This is a genomic window from Phytomonospora endophytica (assembly GCF_014202425.1).
Taxonomy (GTDB): domain Bacteria; phylum Actinomycetota; class Actinomycetes; order Mycobacteriales; family Micromonosporaceae; genus Phytomonospora; species Phytomonospora endophytica.
In genome coordinates, this window is the sequence record NZ_JACHGT010000013.1 from 106,879 (window position 1) to 129,072 (window position 22,194).

The following is a 22,194-nucleotide window of genomic DNA, read 5'->3' on the forward strand; positions in this document are numbered from 1 at the left end:
AGTGAGCAACGACTTCTTGGGCAAACCACGCGGCCGATGGCGTCTGATCCTGGCCGGCGCCGTGGCCGCGGCGATCTTGATCGGCCTCGGCGCCGTCATCTACCGCGTCATCGACAACGGAGCCGCCGACACGCCACAGACCGAACCAGGCCCGAGCTCATCGTCGAGCGAGGTTCTCGGCGTCGACCCCGACGACCTTGGCGCGCTCACAGTCATCCCCGGCAGCACGACCATCGACGGTGTCGCGGTTGGCTACCCACACACCATCCCCGGCGCCGTTTCGGCGGCTGCCGAGTACTGGGCACAGATCGGCTCCACGCTCGACCCGGACCGGGCACGACGGATCGGTGAGATCATCGCTGACCCGGCGTGGACTGGAGGTGTCGACAGCATCGCCGGAGGGCCAGCGAACTCTCGCAAGGAGCTCGGGCTGCCGGAGACGGGGCCTGTCCCACAAGGTGCCTCGCTGGTCCTGGCGCCGGTCGCCTACCAGCTTCGGGACGTCACCGCGGGCAAGATGACGGTCTTGCTGCTCGGCTATCTCACTGCGACCACCCCGGCCAAGGGGACGCAGTCAGCCGTGGGCGTGTTCACCGGCTCTCTGCGATGGGTCGAGGGCGACTGGAAGTACTCCCAGCTGCTCGATGGCATCGACTACTCGGATTTGGCCCGTACCCCCAACACGACTGAAGCAGCAGCCGCTGGCTGGAAGGGGCTCACCAGATGATCAACGTGCTGCTCGAACCCTGCGACCCCAATGCAGTTTGGACCTGTCTGCCCGGCGGCGGCCTGATCGGAACACTTCCCGGAGCCGTGACCGGAAGTCTCGCGGGCAGCGCCTGGGAAGCGGTCTGCCGCAGCTTCGCGGAAGCCGCGGTCGGAATGCTCGGAGCGTTCGCCGAAGCCTTCGGCACGTTCCCCGGGCTAACGATCGAGTCGGATCGCTTCGACAGCATCTGGGGCATGTCGCTGGGCATCGCGATGGTTGTCGCCGTCCTGCTGCTGTTCATGCAGGTCGCCCGGACAGCCTTCACGCATGATGGTCGTGGCATAGCCGAGGCCCTCGTCGGGATCGGAAAAGCCGCCCTCGCTTGTCTCCTGGTGCTGACGATCTCGGCGGCGGCACTGGCCGCTTCCGACCAGCTCACTCAATGGATCATCGACGGGACCTTCGAGTCCACCCAGGGCCTGGTCGACGAACTGACCGCGATCATGCCCGACGACCCGAACATGTCCATGAGCCTGCTGCTGATCCTCGCCGTCGTCGGGATCTGCCTGGTCGCAGTCCTCTGGTTCGAGCTGCTGCTGCGCAACGCAGCGATCGCCGTCCTCATCGCGACGTCCCCGATCGCAGCAGCCGGACAGACCTCCGAAGTCACCAAGGCGTGGTGGTCGAAACTCGTGCAAGCCACCATCCAGCTGATCATCCTCAAACCCGTGATCGCGCTGTGCTTCGCGATCGGGTTCACCATCATGGACGACGCCGAAGGCGAGATCGCCACCATGCTGTCCGGCATGCTCGTCCTCCTGCTCGCCGCCCTCGCGTGGCCGGCGATCGGGAAGTTCATGACCTTCACCCAATCCCACGTCTCCGGCGGTGCCGGTCTTGCTGGGCTGCTCGGCTTCGCTGCCGGTTCGGCTTCGAAGCTGTCGAGCTCCAAGGGCGGGACGGCCGGTGTGTCCCCGGAAGCGTTCGGGCAGGCCTCGGAGGAGCGGACCATGTCGGCTGTCAACGCCCGCGCAGGAAGCATGACCGGAACCAAGAGCGCCGGAGCCGCCGGCGGGGCAGCGGCCTTGGGGCCGGCGGCCATAGCGGCCCTCGGCTTGCAGCTTGCACAGGCCGGAGCCAACCAGCTGACCAAAGGCATGGAGTCCACCGCCGGGCATGCCGGGATGCGCCACAACCCGCACATCCATCCCGCCGGGACACCATCTGGAGGCGGTGTGGTCGCCGGGGGCGCTGCGATGTGGCAGGCCAGCACCCACACCCAGGCGAGTACGGCAACGGTCGAGGTCTCCCACGCACCCGACTCGCCGGCCATTACCTACAACCCCGACGGCTACCTGGCGCACGAAGCTGCCCACGAGCGTTTCGACGGATCGCCGCCTGAACACGGCTGACCACCGCCACCTTCTCTTCTTCAACCCCTGCGAAGGACCCCTCCATGGCTACCCCTGTCTCTTCTGCACCCTCCAACAGCCCCGAGAGCCCGGTTCGCACCTATTTCGGGTGGCAACACGAACGCGTCGCGTTCCTGTTCGGCCTGTCCGGGCAGCGCGCGTTGATGATCGGTGCCGGTGTCCTGGTGGGGATCTGGCCGGTTTCGGCATCGAACATGCGCATGGCGGTTGTGTGCTGGCCGATCGCGGCGGTCCTGTTCGCCGCAGCCTTCATCCGCATCAACGGACGCACCGCCGACGAGTGGGTCACGGCAGCGGTGTCGTTCCAAGCATTGCGGTTCCGAAACCAGCACAAGTTCCTGTCGGCGGCGTTCGCGCCGGACAACGCCGACCCGAGCCGTGGCAAGCCCCTCGACCTGCCTGGGATCCTCGCACCGGTATCAATCCTGGATGCCTACTTCCCCGGCGGAGCACCCCTCGCGCTGGCCAAACACCGCATCGACCGCACCTACACCGCCATCGCGCGGGTGACCTTCCCTGGCATCGGCCTCGTCGACAGCAGCCGCCGCGAACAGCGCGTCTCCGGTTGGGGCGGACTCCTCGCCGGCCTGTGCACCGAAGGATCCCCGATCGTACGAGTTCAGGCACTGCAGCGCCTGGTCCCAGAATCGGGTGCAGCCCTCCGGCGCTGGCACGGCGATCACCTCGCCGTCGACGCGCCAGAAGCCGCGGTTGCCGTCACTGAGAGCCTCCTCGCCACCGCCACGCTCGCCACCTCACAGCGGGAGGCATTCCTTGCGTTCACGATGGACGAGCGTCGGGCGGCTTCGACGATCAAGGCCGCCGGTGGTGGTTCGGTGGGTGCAGCGACGGTCATGACCCGGCACCTGCGTGCGCTAGCGGCGCAGATCGGTGGCGCCGACCTCCACATCCAGGCCTGGCTTGGACCGCGTGACTTGGCTGAGGTCATCCGGACCGCCTATGACCCCCATTCCGCTCGCCACCTCGCCGATCGCCGTGCGGGTGCCAACAACACTGACGGCGAGGGCCTGGCGGCTGGTGTGGCGGCGTCGGTGACCGGTCCGGCCGCCGCCGAGGCGACTCCCGGCCACTATCTCCACGACGGCGCGGTCAGCGCGACGTACTGGGTCGCCGAATGGCCGAGAAGCCAGACCCACGCCACCGTGCTGGCTCCCCTGTTGGGTGAGGGCTTGCACCGGCGCGCGTTCTCCATGCACTTCGAACCGCTCGGGCCACGTGAGGCCGAGAAGAGTGTGATGCGGGAACGCACGAAGCGGTCGGTGGCGGTGCGGATGCGGCAGCGGACCGGGCAGATCGTCCCTGAACACGAGCAAGCTGCCCTCGAGCGTGCTGCGGCTCAGGACGCCGAACGCGCTGCCGGGCACGGCCTGGTCCGCATGACCGGCTACGTCACCGTGACGGTCACCGACCCGGGCGAGCTCGACGACGCCTGCGCCGCCGTGGAAGCCGACGCCGCCGCCGCGCGCATCGAGGTCAGGCGCATGTGGTTCGCGCAGGACATCGGCTTCGCCATGTCGGCGCTTCCGCTGGGTTTCGGCCTGCCGAAGAAGCGGTGGTGACCGGCGATGGCCATGCTGTTCAGAACCAAGCCCAGCAACGAACTCCCGGTCGCCGCAGATATCGCCGAACTCCTAGGCGCCACCGCCCAGGTCTCGAAGCCTAAACGCGAGAAGAAGCAGCGCACGCCCCGTGAGATTGTGCCGCCTCGGCGCGGGCAGGCCAGGCCTTTCCATGGCAGAGCCCCGATCACACCGCAGGTCCCGGTTACGCGCGGTTCGACCGGGCAGGTCCAGGGCATCTACCCCTGGCTCTACGGCCAGGGCATTCCCGCAGCTGGTGTCTACATGGGAGTTGACTGTCTTTCCGGCGGCGCCTTCAGTTGCCACCCCATCGAATGGCTCCACAGGGGACTGATTTCCAATCCCAACCTGCTGATCACCGGGATCCCCGGGTCGGGCAAGTCGGCGACCATCAAAGCCCTTGCACTGCGCCTGATGGCCTACGGGGTCAAGACCTTCGTTCTCGGCGACTTGAAGAACGAGTACGCGTCTCTCGCCCGTGCCCTTGGGGTGGAGCCCGTCGAACTCGGCCCCGGCCTGTCGGCACGGTTGAATCCCCTCGACGCTGGACCTCTGGGTGCCAACCTTCCCGCCGGTGGAGATGAGCTCGCCGAACGCCTCGAAGAGATCCACCGCCGGCGGATCACCTTGCTGTCCAGCTTGATCGTGATGCGCCTTGGCCGCGAACTGTCCCCCACGGAGGAGGTTGCTCTGTCGGCGGCGATCAAGACCGCCTCCGGTGAGCTCACCGGCAACAGCGAGCTGTCAGACCCGACGATTCCGCAGGTGTGGGCACTTCTTCGGGACCCCTCTGAGGAGATGGCACACGATCTTCGTGCCGGGTCGATCGAGGTGCTGCGGGAGATGATCCGCCCAGCAGCCGACGCTCTCGGCATCATGGTCAACGGTTCTTTGTCTGGCTTGTTCGATGCGCCTACGACTGTGCGGCTGGACTTCGATGCCCCGATCCAGACGGTCGACATTTCCCGCATCGACTCCCGCGGTGACCACACCGTTCCCATGACACTGGCCTGCGTCTCAAGCTGGGGGCAGGCCGCCATCGACGAACCCGACGGTCCTGTGCGCCTCGTGGTGCGCGACGAGCTGTGGCGCGCGATGCAGCAGAAGGCCATGATCCGCAAAGTCGACGCCGACCTGCGCCTGTCCCGAGCCCAAGGCACCATCCAGGTCCTCGCCACACACCGCCTGTCCGACTTCGAAGCCGTCGGCGCCGCCGGCTCCGAAGAAGTCTCCATCGCCAAGAACCTGATCTCCTCGTGCGATGTGCGTATCTGCCTCGCCCAGGACACCGCACCTCTGGCAATGACGCGTGACGCGATCGGATTGACGGACACCGAGGCCGCCCACATCGCGAGCTGGACCAGCGAGCAGGTCGGCCGGGCCGTGTGGAAGGTCGGACGCGCCACGTCGGCTGTGGTCCAGAGCGTGCTCACACCGCTGGAGCGGACGTTGTACTACACCAACGAGAAAATGCGTTAGGGGCTTTGACCATGGCAAACACTGTCTCGACCCGCCGGGGGGTCATCGACTCTGGTCAGGACGCGCTCATCCTCGGCGGCCTCCTGCTGGTCGCCGCCGGCTCCCTCGGTACGTGGACGACCGGGCAACTCGCCGGATTCATGGTCTATGGGACCTGGCCGACGGCGTCGCTTGGCGACGGCCTGCACGCTGCACTCCACGTGCCTGCGCACCTCGATGACCCACGGCAGGCCTGGCCGCTCGCTGTCCGCGACGGTATCCCCGGACCGGTCCCGATCTATATCGCCGCGGTCGTCGTTCTCGCCGTCTTTGGCGTGGCTGGGTTCTTCGTCCTGCGGGCTTCGGGACGCGGTCGCCGGGTGCGTGGGTTCGCCACTCGTACTGAACTTGCCCGTGCGCTGTCCAAGGCCGCATGCCTGAAGAACGGTGCCCGCTTGCGGCCGTCGTTGCCAGCGAAGGCCGTCGAGGTCGACGATGTTGCCGTCAGACTCGGACGAGCCTTGCCGTCCAACATGGAGCTGTTCGCGCTCGTGGACCAGTCGGTGTGGTTGGAGGCGGCGCCTCGTATCGGCAAGTCCAGCCAGGTGATCATCCCGTGGTTGGGGCACTGGCGTGGTCCGGCGGTTGTCACCTCGGTCCGCCCTGACGTCATCGAGAACACCTATCAGGTCCGACAGGACCGTGGCCCGGTGGCGGTGATGGACCTCAACGGCGGTGCTTGGCCGCACCGGTTGTCGTGGTCGCCACTGTCGGGGTGTGAAGAGTTCGACAAGGCCCGCGACCGCGCCGGAGTTTTGGTGACCGTCGGGAAAGGGAATGACGACTCCAAAGGCGCCGGCTACTTCGGGATGACCGCCACCAACCTCCTCGCCGCGTGGATGCATGCCGCAGCTCTGCAGAACCTGACTATGGAGTCGGTCCTTGAGTGGGCCATGGACGACACCAACAGCGAGTCGGTGGCGATCCTCAAGACTCACCCGAGCGCCGCACTGGGTGTTGGCACCATGCTCGACAGGATCTACAGTTCTCCCGAAGAGCCCAGGTCCTCGGTATGGACGACCGTGTTGACCGGTGTCGCTCCGCTGCTATCGAAGGCTGCGCGGGAGGTGTTCTGCCCCGCCACCGGGCATGGTCTGAACATCGAGGAGTTCCTCCGGGACAACGGAACCCTCTATCTGTTGATCCCTGAGCACCGGGCCAAAGATCTCGCTCCGCTGATCTCGGCGTTCGTCGACGAAGTCACTCACGTCGCGAAACGCCTCGCCGACCGCAACCCAGGGGGCAGGTTGGACCCGGCTTTGGGCATGTTCCTCGACGAGATCGGCAACGTTGCGCCGCTCCCCAATCTGGCCTCCCTGATGTCGTACGCGGGCGGCTCAGGCATCTTCATCACTGCGGTGTTCCAGTCCTTCGCCCAAGCCCGACAACGGTGGGGCCGCGACGGTGCCGACATGCTGTGGGCCGCCTCCACCACCAAGATCGCCCTCGGCGGCTTGTCCGGCGACGAACTGGAGGCATTCTCGAAGCTCACCGGCAGCTACGACCAGACGATCACCACTACGCAGCATGGACGCGGTGGCACCAGCACATCGACCTCGCTGCGGGAGCGGCCGACCATGTCGGCCAAGGGGATCCGGACCCTATCTGCCGATCGCCGTGAAGCACTGGTCATTCACTCCACGACACCGGCGATCAAGACGATCATGCGCAGGCATTACGAGACCGCCGATGCCAAGACCTACGCGGCCTCGGTCGAGTACGTACATGGACTGACCACGGCCACGAAGGCATGGCCGATCAGTGACACACCGGTGGAGGTGGCGCCGTGATCCGGTACCGGTGGATCGACCCGAATCAACCGCCCAGGCGAGAACGCAAGGGCCCGGTCCCGATGCCACGCGCGAAGACCAGCAGGACCCCCGGACGTCCACTGCGCATGCCACGCCGGGATCACGCCGCGCGAGAAGCGAACCCTGAGAAGCCGACCGCCCCGGAAGCAGAGAGAGTACCCACCGCAGAAAGCGCGAAGGATGCTCAAGGGTTCGGATCCTTGATCGAATGGCATGACCTCGACCCCGAGCAGCGCCAGCGAGAGTGGCTTGACCTCGTCGACTGGGTCGAGTGGCTCCACGACCGCTACGAGCTCTCCATCGCCGGACGCCTCCCGGAGTGCTGGCCGCAGCACCCCGGCCTCATCGAGGAACTCCGGGCGCTGAAGGCCTGGCGAGACCAGATCTACCAGTCCGACAGTCCGTCCGGGCAGGCCGCCCGGTCCTGGCACAACGACCTGCGCGGTTTTGCCACGGCGATGACGAACTTCTACGCCCAAGGCTGCCGCGCCCGCCCCGAGCACCGCACCCCGGTCGCGACCGAACAAGCGACCAAGCAGGGATGGATCGACGCCGACCCCACCACCGGCATCCCCACCCGGCTTCTCGCACACGCATGGCGACCCCACCTCAGAGAAGGAGACGACGTGATCACCCATGAAGACATGCAGCAACACCTCGACGACGGCACCGCGGGCGTACTGAGCGTCGGCGTGGCCGAATACGTCCATCACCACGACGCATGGTGGGCCGCCACCGAGAACGGCTGGCTGAAGATCACCGACGAAGCCGTCACCCGCGAACTCGACACCGCCCAGACACGGCTCGCCGAACTCGTCGGCGCCGCCGAAGTCCACAAGCGCCTCTCCGGCCTCTAGACCGATAGGAGCGACCCACATGTCCTATGTGACCTTGCAGGCTGAGCAGGCACTCATCGGCGCCATGCTCGCCGACGAGCAGCCACCCGCCGTGGTCTATCAGCTGACGCCCGAATATTTCGACCATGCCGCCTACGGCGGCCTGTTCACCGAGCTCAAGACCCTGCGCGCCGACCACCCCGACCTGCGCGGCGATGACCTCCTCGCCGTGGCCGCTGTACGGTCCGCGTCACCGGGAATCGACGCCGAGCACCTGCAGCGCCTGCGCCGCCACTGCCCCAACTCCCGACACGTCGCCGCTTATGCCCAGCTGGTGCAGGCTAGCGGGTTCCGACGCATTGTCGCCTCCCACGCCACCCGCATCGCACAAGCCGCCGGCAGTGCCGAGCCCGGCGCCGCCCGCACCCACACCCAGCACCTTGCCGCTGCCTTGCAGCGCCACGCTGAAGTGTTCGCCACGGCACGAAGTCAGCCAGCGACGTGGCTGGCATCCGACCCTTCACCACGCCCAGTGCCCGCACCCGACAGCCGTGCCGGTCGAGAAGACGCTCTCCTCGCCGACGTGATGCGCCACCCCGAGCAGGCCGTCACCTTGGCGCGAACACTGCCTTCGGAGACTTTCACCAGCCAGCAGCGTCGCGAGGTATACGAGACGATCCTGTCCCTGGCCGTCGGCGGCGACAACGTCGATGCGGTCATCGTCGCCTGGGAACTCGACAACCAGCGCCGCCTCACCGCGATCCTCGACGGCTCAACGGTCGAACCCCGCGCCGGCGACCCCGATGCCGTCTACATCCAGCGCCTCAGCACCAGCGAACCCGAGCAGCGGGTCAGCGCCCTCGACATCGCAGCCGACCTCATCACAGAAGACCTCCACGCCACCCTGTCAGCGAACCTCCCCGCCATCACCTACCAACCAGGTTCCGCTCCCCAACAGACGCCGCAGCCGCAACTCGGCCCCATCACCGGAGGCCTTGACCCCACCATCCAGGACGTCGTCCCAGGACCCGTGAACGGCCAGTCCGGTCCGAGCCTGAAGCCGTAGAAGGGGAACCAACGATGAACGACACCACACCCCGCACCGGCACCGAAGAACCCGCTGTCGTCTCCGCCGCAGACATGAACACCGCGATCGCCGACGGTTCGGCCGAATACCTCTCCGACGTCATGACCGGATTTGCGCGCTACCGCGACCACTGGTGGGTCGAAGAGATCGAACGGTGGCTACTGGTCGACGACCCCGGCCTCGTAACGTTCCTCAACATTCACCGGCAGGCCGTGATCACTCGGATCGGCCTCATTAGAAGAACCTGACCACTTGCCATGGCCAGCAGTGGGAGGTGGCGCCGATGCTGTTCCTTCAGCTTGATTCAGACGTCGTCCGAGGACTACGGCCCGCGACTAACGATCTTGCAAAAACTTGCGCTAAGGCTTGAGGTCCGCCAGATGTTGGTGTCGCAGGCATAGTCCACAGTGGTGGTATGCCCACGATGCGTACAGCCACTTCGGTACCCGTGCTGCGGCGCCTTGCGCGAGAGCACTACAACGCCCCCGACGGGGTGCAGTTCTTCTACGACGCCATCAAGACAGGTCAGCAGCCGATCAGACCACCAGGGCCGGACGAGCGAGTCGCGAGGCTCCTGGCCGCTGCGGAAGCGAACCGGCTTGAGCAGGCGGAGCTGTGGTTCGTAGACGAGGACCTGTGCACGTTGCTCGCGTCGGCGTGGCCGACAATGCCGCCTTTCGCGCCGATGGCGTCTGACCTGCCCTCGCCCTACGGGTTCGTGGTCTTCGCCGAACCGATCCACGAGGTTCCCGAGCCGGAAGGGATCGACTTCGCGGCCCTCGGCTTCGACCCGGAGATCGCCAAGGCGCACCAGGCCCTAGCGGACATTCCGGCGAGGATCGTGGCCGCCTCCTGGGGGCCGATGCCACCATCCTTCGAGCGGCCCGACTGGAGAGCAGAAGGCCTGGAGCGGGTGTGGTTTTCCTTCTACTCTGAAACCCACGTGCACACTGACCTAGGCACGCAGTTGGCCAGAGGCATCGACCAGTTGCGCGCCATGCGGGCATCGAGGCCACCGGTGATGATCGACAACGAAGGCATCATCGCGTTGCGTCCCCCGGGAGCCCCGGTGGAGAAGTATCAGCTCGGTGGCGACAACGACCCCACGCGTGACACGCTGGTGTGGGCGCGCATGGTTCTGGGCGCCTTCCAGCTAGCGCGGCAAGCCAACCTCGCCGATGAGTCCGTCGAACGTACGCCACGGCCCGAACGCCGCCGCGCGATCAAAGACGGCATCCCCGAACGCGACGTGCGGATCATCAAGCTCCGCTCAGCGCTGGCAGCTGACCGTGACGATGAGGCTGGCTCGGACTCGGGCCGGGAGTACCGGCACCGGTGGGTGGTGCGCGGGCATTGGCGCAACCATTGGTACCCGAGCCTCGGCGACCACCGCCCGAAGTGGATCGCCCCCTACCTCAAAGGCCCCGATGGTGCGCCGCTACTCGGTGGGGAGAAGGTGCACGTCGCTTCTGTGCCGCCGCAGCCTCGCCAAGGACAGACCGATGCCGAGGCACCAGCCGTCGAGAGCTGATCATGATTGGTCTGCCGATCCGGCGGCCAAGAGCAACGTTTATCGGCCCCACCTCTGAGTAAGGGTTGAAGAAGATCAGTAGAGGATCCTCGCATCCGATGCGACTGACGTCACCTGGGTTGGGATGCCCCACACGTTGAGCAGAAGATCCGCGAGACCGTGCAATCCTTTCCACAAGGACGCCAGTCTCGGCAACGGTGGCATTCCTCGCGGCCGCGTTCCTGCGACGCCGAAGTCCAATACGTGTTGCACTTCCAGGCCCCGTCGCTGTCGTGAAGGGCTCGCGACCTGTCGTTCCAGACGAAATGGAACGCTCCTTGGACGGTGTAACCGCCGCCGTCGATGCGCACAGTGCCCGTATGTAGAACGCGGGACTGGTAGTCGGCTGTCATTTGTACCAGGTTGGCGAGCTCCGCACGCCACGCCGTCAAGGCATGCTCCACGTCCTCCTCGTCGACCATCCACTGTCGTCCAACTTTGACAGCCGGGATGCGGTGGCCGCCGAGCGACACTGCGCCGTATTGGCGCGCCGAGTTGCGGTACCAGTCGTAGGCGTTGCTGTGGGCGCGAGGTTCACGTCGGTAGCGGTCCACGGCCTCGGACAGGGGGATGCGCATATGGCCGACAGTACTCAGTCTGAGACTGATGAGCCCGTCACGTGAGATTCCGCCATTGATGAACTGTCAACCGTGTCGGCGATCGAGCAGCACTGCCTGCAGTCCGATTATCGAGGCAGAGCCCACGATCTCACCGGCTTCAATGCGCTCGGGAATCTCAGCCAACGGGATCCACGCGATCTCCTCAGCCTCGTTGACATCCGTCCGTGCACCGGTGAATGTCGCACCGTGGGAAACGAACAAGTGCTGGGCCGAATCGGCGCTGGCGACCCACGGCTGAAACGAGATCAACGGCTTCAATGCCGCTGGGCGCCATCCCGTCTCCTCTTCGGCTTCCCGCGCCGCGCATACCGCCGGGTCCTCCTGCGGGTCGCAGTACCCACCGGGGAGCTCCCATACCCATCGATCGATGACCCAACGATGCCGGTGCATAAGTAGTACACGGTCCTCTGGATCGATCAGCAACGCCATCGCCGACGCCGGAGCACGCAGGACGTACTGCTCAAACTCGACCCCGTCCGGCAAACGCACGTGCGCGATGCTCCACTTCGCCCGACGGGAGCCATCGATCTCATGCTCACCGAGAATGGTCCACTGGGTGGGGCGATCTCGCGTCATGGTGTCAGCCTACGGGCCGACGCTGAATGGCACGGGCGGTGAACTGCGAGGGTACGGGCTTCTCCGTGGCCAAGGGCAACACTCCAGTCAACCTCGGTGTCGGCGTGCTCCACCTCGTCGGTCACGCAGTTCAGTTTTGTTCAACAGGGCCGACAGTAGCAAACTGGGCGAGCTGTGCTTGCGCTTCCTCGAGGGTGGCGACCATGACGAAAGTCGAGGCACACCCGTGTTGCTTGACCCCGATGATGTAGCACTCGACGTCGGGCGGCTTGTGTAGCTCACCTCCAGTAGGTGGAGGAAGGCTCTTGGGAACGCGGGCGTAGCCTGCCTGGTTCGCCGGCAGTTGGTTTGACCGTGCTCCGGACTCTTGATGTTGCTGGCGTGTCTGGGTTTGATGGCTGGGACGTCGTGCAGTGATGGATTCTGGCCACAGCAAGCTGCGGATCTCCGCAGCGACCTCAGGAGGGATTGGTCCGGCGCGGTCGACGACTTGACGGGCGTGCTCCTCCATCTTGCGTTTCGACTCGGCTCTTGCTGCTTCCTGCGCAGCGTCTCGTGCCTTGCGTTTGCCTTGCTCGCGACAGTCTGTCGAGCAAAAGGTGCGGCGGCGTGGCGGAACCTGAGCACCACAGTTCTCGCAGAGGCGAGAGGGCGAAGTCCCTGCTGAGCGGTCTAGCGTACGCATTCGGAACGCTAACCCGTCTCCGTCCAAGATCTCGACTACGACCACCCGTTCGTGGAGCTTGGCTGGTCCCGGGCGTCGTTGTGACGAGCCGGTAGTCGCAACAGGGCCGCGAGCCGCGTTGGTTTGGAGCGGGAGGCGGGGCGCTCATACGCTCATGATGCGATCGGGCTGCCCGAAGGGCCGCCCGACACCAGTCCGAATCGGGCCCCGCAAGGGCCCCGCACCAAACCACCAGGCAGTGACTCGATGTCGTCAGGCAGACAGCGCACCGAGCCGAGTTTCGATGGCTGCCTACGGCACGGCAGGGCCTGACGTCGGCCCGGCTGGGAAGATGCGGAAACCGATGCTGGCGGACTCTTTCCGGGTCAACGCTCGGATCCGCTCAACGAGTGCCAGCCCTGCCGAGCGTTCAATGTCGGGAGTGTCGGCGTCGCCGCTGAGGCTGATCACGCCAGCCGCGGCTCCCTCGCGCAGCATGCGGTGGACTGTGGTCAGCACCCCTGATGTGGTGGGCAACTGAATCAGAATCGTTGACAGGATCTCGGCGTACAGCTCGAGTTCGGCGATGTTGCCTGGATCGGCCCCGGGCGGCTCCGTGACTGTCATACCGCGACAGTAGTTGGAGCGTGAGACCTAGCCGACCGCATACGTCACATCCGCTGAAGCCGACGACCAGTTCCACACGCAACCGTGGTCGCCGCTGACATCCGCCAGAGACCGTCCACGAGACGGCGTCCTCGAGATGGGCTATCGGTTGGCGGCCAGGACTCGGTCGGATTCGGCGCGCAGGTCTCGCCATGCTTCGGCGGCGTCGGCGAGCTGGTCTTGGTGGGTTGTCTCGAAGGCAGCGAGGTCGGCGGCGCCGTCGGCCAGGACGTGTTCGTGCAGAGGCCGCCGGCACTTGGCATCGGCGAGTGCGCCTTTGTTTTCGCGGCCCTCGGTGGCCTGCCGGAAGCCCGGCCACAGTTCGGGGCCGTCGTAGCCGTCGTGCTTGGTGTGGGCGTCGAAGCCCTGGTCGGCCAGGCAGTCCACCCACTGGTTTTGGAGCGCTTGGGCGGTGGGGGTGGCGGCGACTTTGACCAGGAGCGCGGTGAACTCCATGCCGACGCCCTGGAGGACGTCTGGTGGGTAGCTTTCGAACATCGGGCCGGTCCCTGCGGACATGCAGGTCTCGTTCATGTCATCGATCCAGCGCTGCTCGTCCTCTCCGGAGAGGTTTTCCATCCCCGTGGGGTGGAACTCGCCATCGGCGATGAAACCTTCGCTGGCGGCGAGTGCGGCCATCTCGGCGATCCCGAAGTCGTCGGTGATGTCGGCCCATGCGGTGATGTCGCCGGGCGGGCCGGGCCGGGTGAGGCGTCCGCCGACTACGTAGGGGGCGATCTGGTAGTCCCAGCCGCGTTCGCGCATGCACTCGGCGGTGGCGTTCCACATCAGGTAGTTGGCGACGGCGTTGCCGCGCAGCGAGTCGCGCGGGGTGCCCTCGATGAGGGTCCGCAGGCGCGTGTAGACCTCCCGACCAGCCTGGATCTGGTCGGCCGACGGGCCGTCGGCTTTGGCGCCGCTCGTGCAGCCGGTCAGTGCCGCGGTAGCGGCGAAAACGGTGATGACGGCGAGTAGGCGTGTGGCTTTCACCGGCGATTCTCCTTGCTGGCGTGCTCGTTGCGGTGGGGCGGAAGGCTCCTGGACGTTCCGGCCTGGTGGCGACCGGCAATTAGGTCCAGGGAGTGCCCGGGACTGCTATTGGTGGTCGCGACGGCACCTTTACAACCGAGAGGATCTCGGTTTGGTGACGCGTGGCACTGGTGGATCCGGTTCGCCGACCGTGTGCGCCGTCGTCCAGTTACGACCCAACTGGGGCCCCGATCGACGAGTGGTCCCGCGTGTGGCACGCGTCTGTTGACCACGGTCGTCACCGCGCTGCGAACCTTGCAGGAACACAGACCACGAGCTTCGCTGGCTTGTTGGTGTCCGATATGGACCTGTCGCTGGCCGTCGATGTGAGCTGGGCGAGGATGTGTCAGTGCTCGGCGGTACAACCGTGCGGGAGTACCCACCCCTTGTAGACAAAGGAGTTGCCCGTGGCTTCCATCGATGACGTGTCTGCTGCCATCGAAACCCTCAAGGGCGCAATCGACGGAGCGATCAGCCAGGTCGGGGCGGCTGCCGGACAGGCCGATGAGCTGTACAGCCAGCTCCAGGGAGCCGGGGCCGAAGGGCTGGCCAACATCATCAACAACAGCAAGGACGGGTTGGAGAAGATCCGGGGCATCCTGGAGCAGGCCAAGAACGAGTCCGACACGGTGAAGTCGACCGTCGAGTCGGCTCGGGGTTGACAGCCCGGAGACAGTGCGCCGGCCAACAGTGGCACCAGCCTTGCACCGGCGACCACGAAACCTCCTCCGCTCAAGGACTTTCGCCCTCGGTACACGCATCCCGATGCTGTCAAGGCGATTGAACAGGAGGAGTACCCGAAAAACGCAGCGGGCAACACCTCGGCCCGCGCGTTCTTGTACACCTCCGACGGCACGAGGGTCAACGAGGAGGCGTACAAGCCGTACCAAAAGGGCAAGCAACCCCACCGCCCAGAACTGAAGCCGGCATGGAACAACCCCGACGTCACCACGTCGTGGCATGTCGAAGGCGCGCTGGCGAAAGCCATTCGAGATAACGGGATCAACGGTGGAGCCGTCTACCTGAATATTCCTACGTGCGGCGCGCCTCGACCCGGCATGGAGCAGGCGCACCCCATGGGCTGCTCGGAGAACTTCCGTCACATAATCCCTAAAGACACCGTCGTGTATGTGCATGTGATCCCCAAGCGCGGCGTGCCAGGCCGCTGGAAGATCGTGGGTACTGGAGAGGGCATCAAGTGAGCGAAGACGAGTACCACCGCCCCGTGGAGGCCAGTGCCGACGTGCTGACCGATCTGTGGGCCAAGGAGGAAGAACTGGACTCCTATGGGCTCGGCCGGTACGCGATGAGCATCGGGCTCACGCCGCCGCCGGAACCCGAAGGGTTCTCAGCCTGGGCGATCATCGTTGCCTACCCCGAACGTGACTACAGCAATCCGGTTCTCTACTGGTGGGGTCCAGAGAACAATCCGGATGACGCCGATCTTCCAGAACCTGCCGACGATAGCGACCCGAGCTCGCAAGCCGGCTGGTCAGACCCTGGCGACCAGGCTCGTTCGTGATCCGCATCGTGGCCGGGCCGTCTCATGCACCGAGGTCAGAAGGAGATTGAGGTGGACGTTGAGCTGGCCTGTTGGGCCGTGTCGACCGACCGTGAGATCCAGCGCAGTCTCTTGGCGGAGTGGGATGGGAGGCTCCGGCCGCTGCGGGATCAGGTGCATGCCTTGGGGCTGTGCCCTGATCCGGAGAAGGGCCAGGAGGACAAGGTGATGGTCTACGGCCCGCTCTTGGGCGGCGGTCGGATCGTCATGTGGCTGCCTGGCCCTGGGCCGGTGGTCTACGACCGTCCGTTGGAGGCCGCGCCCGAGGTCATCGCTGATCTGATGGTGAAGGTCGATGAGATGGACACGGTCGATTTCACGAAGTACGCGCTGGGCCTTGATCTGACGCCGCCGCCGGACCCGCCCGGCTACACGGGGTGGAGCCTGTGTCTGGGTGGGGATCAGTGGGGTGAGGTGGACGAACAGGGCGAACCGGTGGACATGCTTCTGTGGGTCGGGCCGCATCCCGACCAGGGTGAGGAGGACGACCTGCAGGTCACGACCGACTCGGCCGTCAACAAGGAGCTGATGGCAGGGCTCAGCCGGGCTGCTTCTCCCGATGCGTATACGCAGGAACTGCGCCAGACAGGCTACGCGCCACCGGACGTGTCGGGCATCCGCTGGTCGTGTGCGATCGAACGTGACTGGTGGAACGAGAATCACTGGTTGGTGTGGCGACCGATCTCTGAAACCTGGCCCCCCTTCGACTGACGTTGCAGACGGGAGAGGGCATCAAGTGAGCAAAGACTTCGGTCTGAGCAAGAACGAGTTCGACGCAGCCACGATCGTCTGGGACTACCACCAGCTCCATCACCTGGCGACGATCACCGAGGTCGGGATCGTGCTGGGATGCCACGACATTGGTGTCGCCGACACCGCCGCGGAGCTGTATCGCGCAGAGCGATCGCTTTGCGATGGCGGCGGTGGGGCCGGGATGATCGTGCGGATCTTGGGTCGGTGTCGGTCGGAGATCAACACTGACCTGCAACGATGGGGTGAGATGGGTCAGTACGAGGGGGAGAAACGACGTGGAGCCTGGGCGCTCGATAGCGGTGGTGCGCACTATGGACGGACGGCGCGCGGGACTGGCGGTCGTTGTCGACGAGCGGTCAATCACCTGCGCTCATGTCGTCAACACTGCTCTGGGACGGTCCAGAAAGGATGCCACTGAGCCCGATGGGCAGGTGGCGCTGCGGTTTCCGTTCGTTGAGGGTGCCGAGGTTGAGGCCGAGGTCAGTGTGTGGGGGCCGGGGCGGGACTGGGCCGCGGCGAGCGACTTCGCTGTTCTGTCTCCATTGTCGCCGTTGCCTGAGGGGCTTGCTCCGGCGAGCTTCATGGCGATCAAGTCTGGGGCCACCGTCCGGATCTGCGGGCCGAGCGCTGATCACGGTGCATCGCTGGACTTCGTCTCAGGCACCATCGCCGGTCAGCGACGTCTCGGGATCTGGCAGTTGCACCAGCGGAAGGGTCCATTTCGAGCCGAGCCCGGCTACAGCGGAGGCCCCGTCGTCCTGCACGGCACCAACGAGGTCGTAGGTCTCACCAGGGCAACGCGCGGCGGTGACAGCACCGAGCCCGCTGATGTCGAGGTCCTCGACCTCGCCGGTCCGTTGGAAGCGATGGACATTGCCCTCACCCCATTTCGGCAGCGAGAACAGCCGAAACCACCAGATGAGGTCCTGAGGCAACCGGCACGGCGGTCGCGGATGTGGGCTGTCCTCGGGCTTGTGGTCTTGTTGCTCGCCGCGACCGGAGGTCTGGGTTGGCAATTGCTGTCGGCGAACGGGAGCGACGACGCTTCGGGAAACGTGCCCGGTCCGTCTGGAAGCGACCCGGCTAGCACCAGCCTTGGCGAGCCGTCGTCGTCGAAGTCATCGAAACCGGTTGCCCCGCCGACCACCACGTCTACCAAGAAGGAAGCGCCGAAGGACGAACCTCCACCTGAACCCGAGCCTGTCCCCAGCCAGTGGGTGCTGTGGGCCAGCTCGCAAAGCGGCATGTGCATCGGTGTCGAGAACGGCACCCAAGACGACGAAGCCTCCGTCGTGCAGTCAGGTATCGAGACCCAAACCCACTGTTCGTGGGAACACGAGAAATGGGCGTTCGTCTCCGGCTATGGCTCCGACGGCAGCTGGCACAAGATCGTGAACCGCAACAGCGGCAAATGCCTCGACACTTACCAGGGCGGCACGAACCTCGCCGCTGAGATCGTCCAGAACACCTGCACCGACTCCGGCGGCAGCCAGCTCTGGCACGTCACTTACGACTCGACTAACAACGGCTGGATGTACTACCGATATATCGAGAACCAGAAATCTGGCTACTGCGTGGACAACCGCAGCGACAACACCGACGAGCTAGCGCTGTGGCAGGCGATCTGCCACGAAAGCGCCCTGGCCCAACTCTTCCGACTGCGAGGCGCCTGACTTCCCATGTCTGTCGCGCGGGCTTGCCACGGATGGATCGCCTCTCGGGTTACGGGAGTTTCCCTTGGTTGCTGGCCGGCTCGGTGATGCGCTTCCCCGGCTTGCCGGAGGGTGATGCGGGTGTTGGGGTGGGTATCAGCGGACGTGTCAGCCTGACACGTCCGCTGACATCTAATGGTCTGGTGTACTTAGGGCATATGAGTACCTCCACGCATGCACCGTTCTCAGAGCAGCGTGCTCGTGCGCTGGCCCTGGAGGCTGCGGCCCAGGTCGGTGGGTACGAGATGGTCATGGAGCTGATTCGCATGGGTGAGCATGCGATGTTTCGGCTGCCGGGTGGTGTGGTGGCTCGGGTTGCGCGGGGGCCGGGCTGGGCGGAGACAGCCGCGCGTGAGATCCGGGTTGCTCGTTTGCTCGAACGTCATGGTGTGCCTTGTGGGAGACCTGCGGCGCCTGGCGAGCCGGTGACGATCGATGGGCATCCTGTCACGTTCTGGGAAGAGCTCGATACTTCGCGACGGGCGACCTTCGCTGAGATTGGCGAGGTTCTCCGGGACTTGCACGCGGTGCCGGTCGCTGATCTAGACCTTCCGGTCTTGGATGCGTTTCACCGCGTCGGTGACCGCATCGCTGGGGCTCCGATCTCGGAAGGTGATCGGGCTGACCTGCAGGGAGTGTTGGAGGAGTTGGAAGGCGCGTGGGCGGCGTTGACGGCTGTCAGTCCTATGCGGTTGATCCACGGGGACCCGCACTCGGGCAACGTTGCGCACTCCGCGGGGCACGCAGTGCTGATCGATCTGGAGACGGTCTGCCTTGGGCCGGCTGAATGGGACCTGGCGCTGCCCGGCACCTATTTCGCCTCCCTGGGGTGGCTGGGAAAGGCCGACTATGAAGGCTTCGTTCGCGCCTACGGTGGCCGGGACGTGACCGTGTCGCCGCACTTTCAAGTCCTTCGCCGCATCCGTGAGTTGCGGATGACGTCCTGGCTGATTCAGCATGCCGGGGAGTCGGAGGAGCTGGCGGCGCAGGCTCGCCACAGGGTCGCGTGCCTTGTGGATGACCGCGTTCCGCGCGTGTGGTCCCGCCGGTGATCAGCGGTCGGCGAGCAGCTGGCTGATCTCGCTGAACTGGCGTCGCGCGTGTGGGGTGTCGCGTTGCTGGTGTAGATGCTGTCCGAGGAGTCGGAGGTCGTCATCGGCTCGGGTGGACGACACGCGTCGGGTGGTTGCGATGGCCTTGTCGATGAGGTCGCTGGCATCGGGGCTGTTCCACTTCACTGACAGGATCGCGAGCTTGGTGGCGGAGAAGGCCAGCGAGCGGGCGTTGCTCGGCAGGTGAAGTGCTGTTGCTCGCGTGAACCGAGCGACAGCGTTCTCGATCTGCTGTCCCTGCAATGCCAGTGGAAACAGGGCATGGGCGGTGTCACCAGCCAACTGGGCTTCGTCGTAATACCACAGCCACGGCGGATCGTTCCCGCTTCGGCCGCGGGTGAAGGCCTCTTCAGCGAGCTGGATCGCCAGGAGAGCTTGGCGTTCGCGGCCGAGCAAGCCGTGGACGCGGGCTTCCACGGCATGGAGTGCGGCTTGCGCGAGGCTGGACTCTGGTAGCCGGTGGGCTTGGAGTTCGCCCAGGAGCTCGGCCGATGTCGTCCTGTCGCTGAGATGGACGGATTGGCGGATGAGGCCGCACAGGATGTTGAGGTGGGTGAGCTCGTCATCGGCTTCGGCGGCGACTGCTCGCGCGGTGCTGAACGCACGTCGGGCGCCGTCATGGTCGCCGGCGTCGGCAGATGCGAATCCGCACAACCGTCCCAGTCTTCCGGTCACCTGCATCCACGCAAGGCGGCCTGCCGGTGTCATGGACGCCGTGTTGAGGCATGCGATGGCGAAGTTGAAGTGCGTCAACGCGAGAGCCCGCGCGGTCGCTCTGCCACCGGCGGCATGGTCGAGTTGCTCGAACTGATCGACGAGGCCCCCGAGTTGCGCGGCGTCGGCGAGATCCAACCGGCGGGGGACCGGGATCTCAAGCGCGGAGAGGAACGGCGACTCAGATGCCGGGCGTACCTCCTCGGCAGGGGTGGCCGGCTCCGACGAGGGAGTGGTGTTCTCGGTGCTGAGGAACTGCTGCAGCTGGTCTGCGCTGAGGTTCAGGTATCGCGCCAAGCCAGGCTGAACCCACGGCTGAGGGGTACTGGTACCTGCTTCCCACCGGCGCACTGTGGCCACATGGACCTTGAGGGCTTCAGCGAGGTCTTCTTGGGTAAGGCCCATGGCGGCTCGGCGGTCGGCGAGGCCACGGCGTCGAGCCATTGAACCCCCTCAACTGCTGTTGTGTGACTGAGGTTACAGCAGGTCATCAATGGGGCTGCGCGGTTGGTGCGCGGTTTTTGCGAGGTCTGTTGCTCTCGTGATGAAGCGCGCTGGGCTGGTTGTATCCCTGGTGAGGCAAAGCCTCACCAGGCAGCTCCGGGGCAAGCAGACTGCGTGCCGAGAACTGTGCCTGGAGATAAGGCCGAACAGTCCAACAACTACATCGTGGATTTGCTGCGCACATCGTGCTCTATCGGCCGACAGGGTCGAAGTCGCCAGCGCGGAGCTGGTGCGTGAAACCTGTCCAGGTCGCGGTGTCGCTGGTGATGATCGGGTAATCGGTGCCGGTGCAGTCCTTGGAGTCGCGGATCGCGACGATCGCCTTGCTCGCGAGAGTCTGGACGCAGTTGCCGTTGCCGCTACCGCTGGAACGGGTGGAGGACCGCCAGCGGGCGGCCGCGTGGAGGCAGCCGACTTCGACGCAGTTGCCGCCGCTGTTGCTGTGGCTGGAGCGTCGCCAGGTGATGATCGTGTGGGTGTCCATGTCGCCTCCCGATCGTGTCCCTGTGAGAGAAGCACTCGTCTGTGGGATGGGCTGTCGTCGAGACGACACGGCGAGGGGCGAACCGCTTCACGGCTCGCCCCTGTCGAACTGATGGCGCGTACTACGCGGTGGTCTTCAGCTCGTTGACGAAACCAGCCCAGCTGGTGGTGTCGACGGCCAAGACCGGGTAGCCGGCGTCCGAGCAGTGCTTGGAGTCGCGGATGGCGACGGTGGCGTCGAGGCATGCGACCTCGATGCACTGGCCGTTTCCGCCGCTGCTGCTTCGGGTGCTCTTGCGCCAGGACGCGACCCCCCGCAGGTCGGGGAGTGCGGGAGTTGCGTGGATGGTCATGTTGCTGCGTCCTTTGCTAGTTGCGCAATCAGTGCCTCGGTCTTCGAGGCTGACAGTGCGTCTGCCCAGATCGCGTTGTAGGAACTTGTGAAGGAGTCTATGTCCGGGCCCTCGACGTAGATCGCTCCCGCAGGTGACTCGACGGCGACAACGTTCGGGAACGGCACCGGGAGCTCGAACATCGTGAAACCGCCGCCAACGGTCGCGGCGGTGTGGCTCCACGCGCGAAGCGGGATGACCCGGATCTCGAGGTTGGACCGCTGCATTGCGGTGAGCAGGTACTCGAGTTGCTCCTTCATGACACCAGGCTTGCCGACCTCCTGGTGGAGTGCGCCTTCATGGACCAGGAAGCGGACGTGCGGCGAGTGCGGCTTGGATAGTTGCTCGCGCCTGAGCAGCCGGGCCTCGGTCAGCCGACGCACCTGGAACTCATCGCTGCTCTGTGGTCCGCGACCGATCAGCGCCGAAGCGTACTCGGGAACCTGGAGAAGGCCTGGCACGGCGTTGATCTCAAGGATGTGCATCGCGTCAGCGCGACTCTCCATCCAGATGTAATCGGCGAAGTTCGAACCGAGCAGGCTGGCGTAGCCGTCCCACCAGCCACGCTGGGCGACTTCCTCGGAGAGTTGGAGGAGTTCGTTGCGTTCCTTGAGATCGCTGACGCCGTAGAGATCCATGAGTCGCAGGATTGTGTCGCCGGTCAGTGGGAACTCACCGTTCTCCAACTTGCTGACAGTGCCTTGAGTCTTGCCGATGTAGTCGGCGACCTCCGCACCCTTCAACCCGCGGTCCTCGCGGAGCGCCTTGAACCGGGCGGCGAGCCATCCGGCACGCATGGTCGTCGCTGGCTTCGCAGGTGCCATGGCCATCCCTCCTCAGGTG

General features: G+C 65.5%; 22 protein-coding genes and 1 pseudogene. 15 read left to right on the forward strand and 8 right to left on the reverse strand.

All coding sequences use genetic code 11. From position 1 onward, the window contains the following. Nucleotide 1 precedes the first annotated feature (1 nt). From HNR73_RS27265 to HNR73_RS27305, 9 genes are all read left to right on the forward strand, one after another. Nucleotides 2-727, forward strand: coding sequence for a DUF8175 domain-containg protein (locus HNR73_RS27265; RefSeq protein WP_184790500.1), 726 nt, complete (start codon nt 2-4; stop codon nt 725-727). After that, the gene (locus HNR73_RS27270; RefSeq protein WP_184790501.1) at nt 724-2,121 is read left to right on the forward strand and encodes a hypothetical protein; all 1,398 of its coding nucleotides are present in this window, start codon (nt 724-726) and stop codon (nt 2,119-2,121) included. The genes HNR73_RS27265 and HNR73_RS27270 overlap by 4 nt, the downstream gene beginning before the upstream one ends. Before the next feature lie 44 nt (nt 2,122-2,165). Then, nucleotides 2,166-3,722 carry an SCO6880 family protein gene (locus tag HNR73_RS27275; protein ID WP_184790502.1) on the forward strand — a complete coding sequence of 519 codons (1,557 nt, stop codon included), beginning with the start codon at nt 2,166-2,168 and terminating at the stop codon, nt 3,720-3,722. Between the two features lie 6 nt (nt 3,723-3,728). Next, nucleotides 3,729-5,222 carry a VirB4 family type IV secretion system protein gene (locus tag HNR73_RS27280; protein ID WP_203686388.1) on the forward strand — a complete coding sequence of 498 codons (1,494 nt, stop codon included), beginning with the start codon at nt 3,729-3,731 and terminating at the stop codon, nt 5,220-5,222. 11 nt (nt 5,223-5,233) lie between these two features. Continuing rightward, nucleotides 5,234-7,051, forward strand: coding sequence for a type IV secretory system conjugative DNA transfer family protein (locus tag HNR73_RS27285; RefSeq protein ID WP_184790503.1), 1,818 nt, complete (start codon nt 5,234-5,236; stop codon nt 7,049-7,051). A 221-nt stretch (nt 7,052-7,272) separates the two neighbouring features. Next, nucleotides 7,273-7,929, forward strand: a complete 657-nt coding sequence (locus tag HNR73_RS27290) for a hypothetical protein (protein WP_184790504.1) — start codon at nt 7,273-7,275, stop codon at nt 7,927-7,929. Between the two features lie 19 nt (nt 7,930-7,948). Then, nucleotides 7,949-8,974 (forward strand): DnaB-like helicase N-terminal domain-containing protein, encoded by a 1,026-nt coding sequence (locus HNR73_RS27295; RefSeq protein WP_184790505.1) that lies wholly within the window; start codon nt 7,949-7,951, stop codon nt 8,972-8,974. Nucleotides 8,975-8,988: 14 nt separating this feature from the next. Continuing rightward, nucleotides 8,989-9,243 carry a hypothetical protein gene (locus tag HNR73_RS27300; RefSeq protein WP_184790506.1) on the forward strand — a complete coding sequence of 85 codons (255 nt, stop codon included), beginning with the start codon at nt 8,989-8,991 and terminating at the stop codon, nt 9,241-9,243. A gap of 167 nt (nt 9,244-9,410) precedes the next feature. Continuing rightward, complete coding sequence (locus tag HNR73_RS27305; RefSeq protein ID WP_184790507.1) at nt 9,411-10,526, forward strand: hypothetical protein; 1,116 nt, start codon at nt 9,411-9,413, stop codon at nt 10,524-10,526. Nucleotides 10,527-10,636: 110 nt separating this feature from the next. Here the strand turns inward: HNR73_RS27305 and HNR73_RS27310 are convergent, their stop codons facing one another. The 4 genes from HNR73_RS27310 to HNR73_RS27325 form a co-directional block, all read right to left on the reverse strand. Next, the gene (locus tag HNR73_RS27310; protein WP_184790508.1) at nt 10,637-11,143 is read right to left on the reverse strand and encodes a hypothetical protein; all 507 of its coding nucleotides are present in this window, start codon (nt 11,141-11,143) and stop codon (nt 10,637-10,639) included. 66 nt (nt 11,144-11,209) lie between these two features. Next, complete coding sequence (locus tag HNR73_RS27315) at nt 11,210-11,761, reverse strand: NUDIX hydrolase (RefSeq protein ID WP_184790509.1); 552 nt, start codon at nt 11,759-11,761, stop codon at nt 11,210-11,212. A 976-nt stretch (nt 11,762-12,737) separates the two neighbouring features. Then, nucleotides 12,738-13,052, reverse strand: coding sequence for a hypothetical protein (locus tag HNR73_RS27320; RefSeq protein WP_184790510.1), 315 nt, complete (start codon nt 13,050-13,052; stop codon nt 12,738-12,740). 141 nt (nt 13,053-13,193) lie between these two features. Then, nucleotides 13,194-14,081: a hypothetical protein gene (locus HNR73_RS27325; RefSeq protein ID WP_184790511.1), complete on the reverse strand. Its 888-nt coding sequence runs from the start codon at nt 14,079-14,081 to the stop codon at nt 13,194-13,196. A 446-nt stretch (nt 14,082-14,527) separates the two neighbouring features. Between HNR73_RS27325 and HNR73_RS27330 the strand changes: the two genes are divergently transcribed. The 6 genes and pseudogenes from HNR73_RS27330 to HNR73_RS27355 all read left to right on the forward strand — a co-directional run bounded on the left by HNR73_RS27330 (nt 14,528) and on the right by HNR73_RS27355 (nt 19,198). Next, on the forward strand, nt 14,528-14,782 hold the full coding sequence (locus HNR73_RS27330) for a hypothetical protein (protein WP_184790512.1): 255 nt from the start codon (nt 14,528-14,530) through the stop codon (nt 14,780-14,782). A gap of 105 nt (nt 14,783-14,887) precedes the next feature. Beyond that, a pseudogene (locus HNR73_RS27335) lies at nt 14,888-15,322 on the forward strand (DddA-like double-stranded DNA deaminase toxin); the annotation flags it as partial. Further along, nucleotides 15,319-15,642 carry a hypothetical protein gene (locus HNR73_RS27340; protein WP_184790513.1) on the forward strand — a complete coding sequence of 108 codons (324 nt, stop codon included), beginning with the start codon at nt 15,319-15,321 and terminating at the stop codon, nt 15,640-15,642. The pseudogene HNR73_RS27335 and the gene HNR73_RS27340, both read left to right, overlap by 4 nt. Before the next feature lie 51 nt (nt 15,643-15,693). Next, nucleotides 15,694-16,392 (forward strand): hypothetical protein, encoded by a 699-nt coding sequence (locus tag HNR73_RS27345; RefSeq protein ID WP_184790514.1) that lies wholly within the window; start codon nt 15,694-15,696, stop codon nt 16,390-16,392. Nucleotides 16,393-16,745: 353 nt separating this feature from the next. Continuing rightward, entirely contained in the window at nt 16,746-18,107 is a 1,362-nt protein-coding gene (locus HNR73_RS27350; protein ID WP_184790515.1) for an RICIN domain-containing protein, read from the forward strand. Nucleotides 18,108-18,139: 32 nt separating this feature from the next. After that, on the forward strand, nt 18,140-19,198 hold the full coding sequence (locus tag HNR73_RS27355; protein WP_184790516.1) for an aminoglycoside phosphotransferase family protein: 1,059 nt from the start codon (nt 18,140-18,142) through the stop codon (nt 19,196-19,198). Here HNR73_RS27355 and HNR73_RS27360 read toward each other — a convergent pair whose 3' ends face one another. The 4 genes from HNR73_RS27360 to HNR73_RS27375 form a co-directional block, all read right to left on the reverse strand. Next, the gene (locus HNR73_RS27360) at nt 19,199-20,416 is read right to left on the reverse strand and encodes a helix-turn-helix transcriptional regulator (RefSeq protein ID WP_184790517.1); all 1,218 of its coding nucleotides are present in this window, start codon (nt 20,414-20,416) and stop codon (nt 19,199-19,201) included. It abuts the gene before it with no gap. Between the two features lie 250 nt (nt 20,417-20,666). Then, nucleotides 20,667-20,960, reverse strand: coding sequence for a DUF397 domain-containing protein (locus HNR73_RS27365; protein ID WP_184790632.1), 294 nt, complete (start codon nt 20,958-20,960; stop codon nt 20,667-20,669). Between the two features lie 121 nt (nt 20,961-21,081). Then, nucleotides 21,082-21,312 carry a DUF397 domain-containing protein gene (locus HNR73_RS27370; protein ID WP_184790518.1) on the reverse strand — a complete coding sequence of 77 codons (231 nt, stop codon included), beginning with the start codon at nt 21,310-21,312 and terminating at the stop codon, nt 21,082-21,084. After that, nucleotides 21,309-22,175 (reverse strand): helix-turn-helix domain-containing protein, encoded by an 867-nt coding sequence (locus HNR73_RS27375; RefSeq protein WP_184790519.1) that lies wholly within the window; start codon nt 22,173-22,175, stop codon nt 21,309-21,311. The genes HNR73_RS27370 and HNR73_RS27375 overlap by 4 nt, the downstream gene beginning before the upstream one ends. Between the last annotated feature and the right edge of the window lie 19 nt (nt 22,176-22,194).

Coding starts and splice junctions, on each gene's coding strand:
- HNR73_RS27270 (WP_184790501.1), top strand. CDS start 724: ATGATCAACGTGCTGCTCGAACCCTGCGACCCCAATGCAGTTTGGACC.
- HNR73_RS27275 (WP_184790502.1), top strand. CDS start 2,166: ATGGCTACCCCTGTCTCTTCTGCACCCTCCAACAGCCCCGAGAGCCCG.
- HNR73_RS27280 (WP_203686388.1), top strand. CDS start 3,729: ATGGCCATGCTGTTCAGAACCAAGCCCAGCAACGAACTCCCGGTCGCC.
- HNR73_RS27285 (WP_184790503.1), top strand. CDS start 5,234: ATGGCAAACACTGTCTCGACCCGCCGGGGGGTCATCGACTCTGGTCAG.
- HNR73_RS27295 (WP_184790505.1), top strand. CDS start 7,949: ATGTCCTATGTGACCTTGCAGGCTGAGCAGGCACTCATCGGCGCCATG.
- HNR73_RS27300 (WP_184790506.1), top strand. CDS start 8,989: ATGAACGACACCACACCCCGCACCGGCACCGAAGAACCCGCTGTCGTC.
- HNR73_RS27305 (WP_184790507.1), top strand. CDS start 9,411: ATGCCCACGATGCGTACAGCCACTTCGGTACCCGTGCTGCGGCGCCTT.
- HNR73_RS27310 (WP_184790508.1), bottom strand. CDS start 11,143: ATGCGCATCCCCCTGTCCGAGGCCGTGGACCGCTACCGACGTGAACCT.
- HNR73_RS27315 (WP_184790509.1), bottom strand. CDS start 11,761: ATGACGCGAGATCGCCCCACCCAGTGGACCATTCTCGGTGAGCATGAG.
- HNR73_RS27320 (WP_184790510.1), bottom strand. CDS start 13,052: ATGACAGTCACGGAGCCGCCCGGGGCCGATCCAGGCAACATCGCCGAA.
- HNR73_RS27350 (WP_184790515.1), top strand. CDS start 16,746: ATGGACGGACGGCGCGCGGGACTGGCGGTCGTTGTCGACGAGCGGTCA.
- HNR73_RS27355 (WP_184790516.1), top strand. CDS start 18,140: ATGGATCGCCTCTCGGGTTACGGGAGTTTCCCTTGGTTGCTGGCCGGC.
- HNR73_RS27360 (WP_184790517.1), bottom strand. CDS start 20,416: ATGGCTCGACGCCGTGGCCTCGCCGACCGCCGAGCCGCCATGGGCCTT.
- HNR73_RS27365 (WP_184790632.1), bottom strand. CDS start 20,960: ATGGACACCCACACGATCATCACCTGGCGACGCTCCAGCCACAGCAAC.
- HNR73_RS27370 (WP_184790518.1), bottom strand. CDS start 21,312: ATGACCATCCACGCAACTCCCGCACTCCCCGACCTGCGGGGGGTCGCG.
- HNR73_RS27375 (WP_184790519.1), bottom strand. CDS start 22,175: ATGGCACCTGCGAAGCCAGCGACGACCATGCGTGCCGGATGGCTCGCC.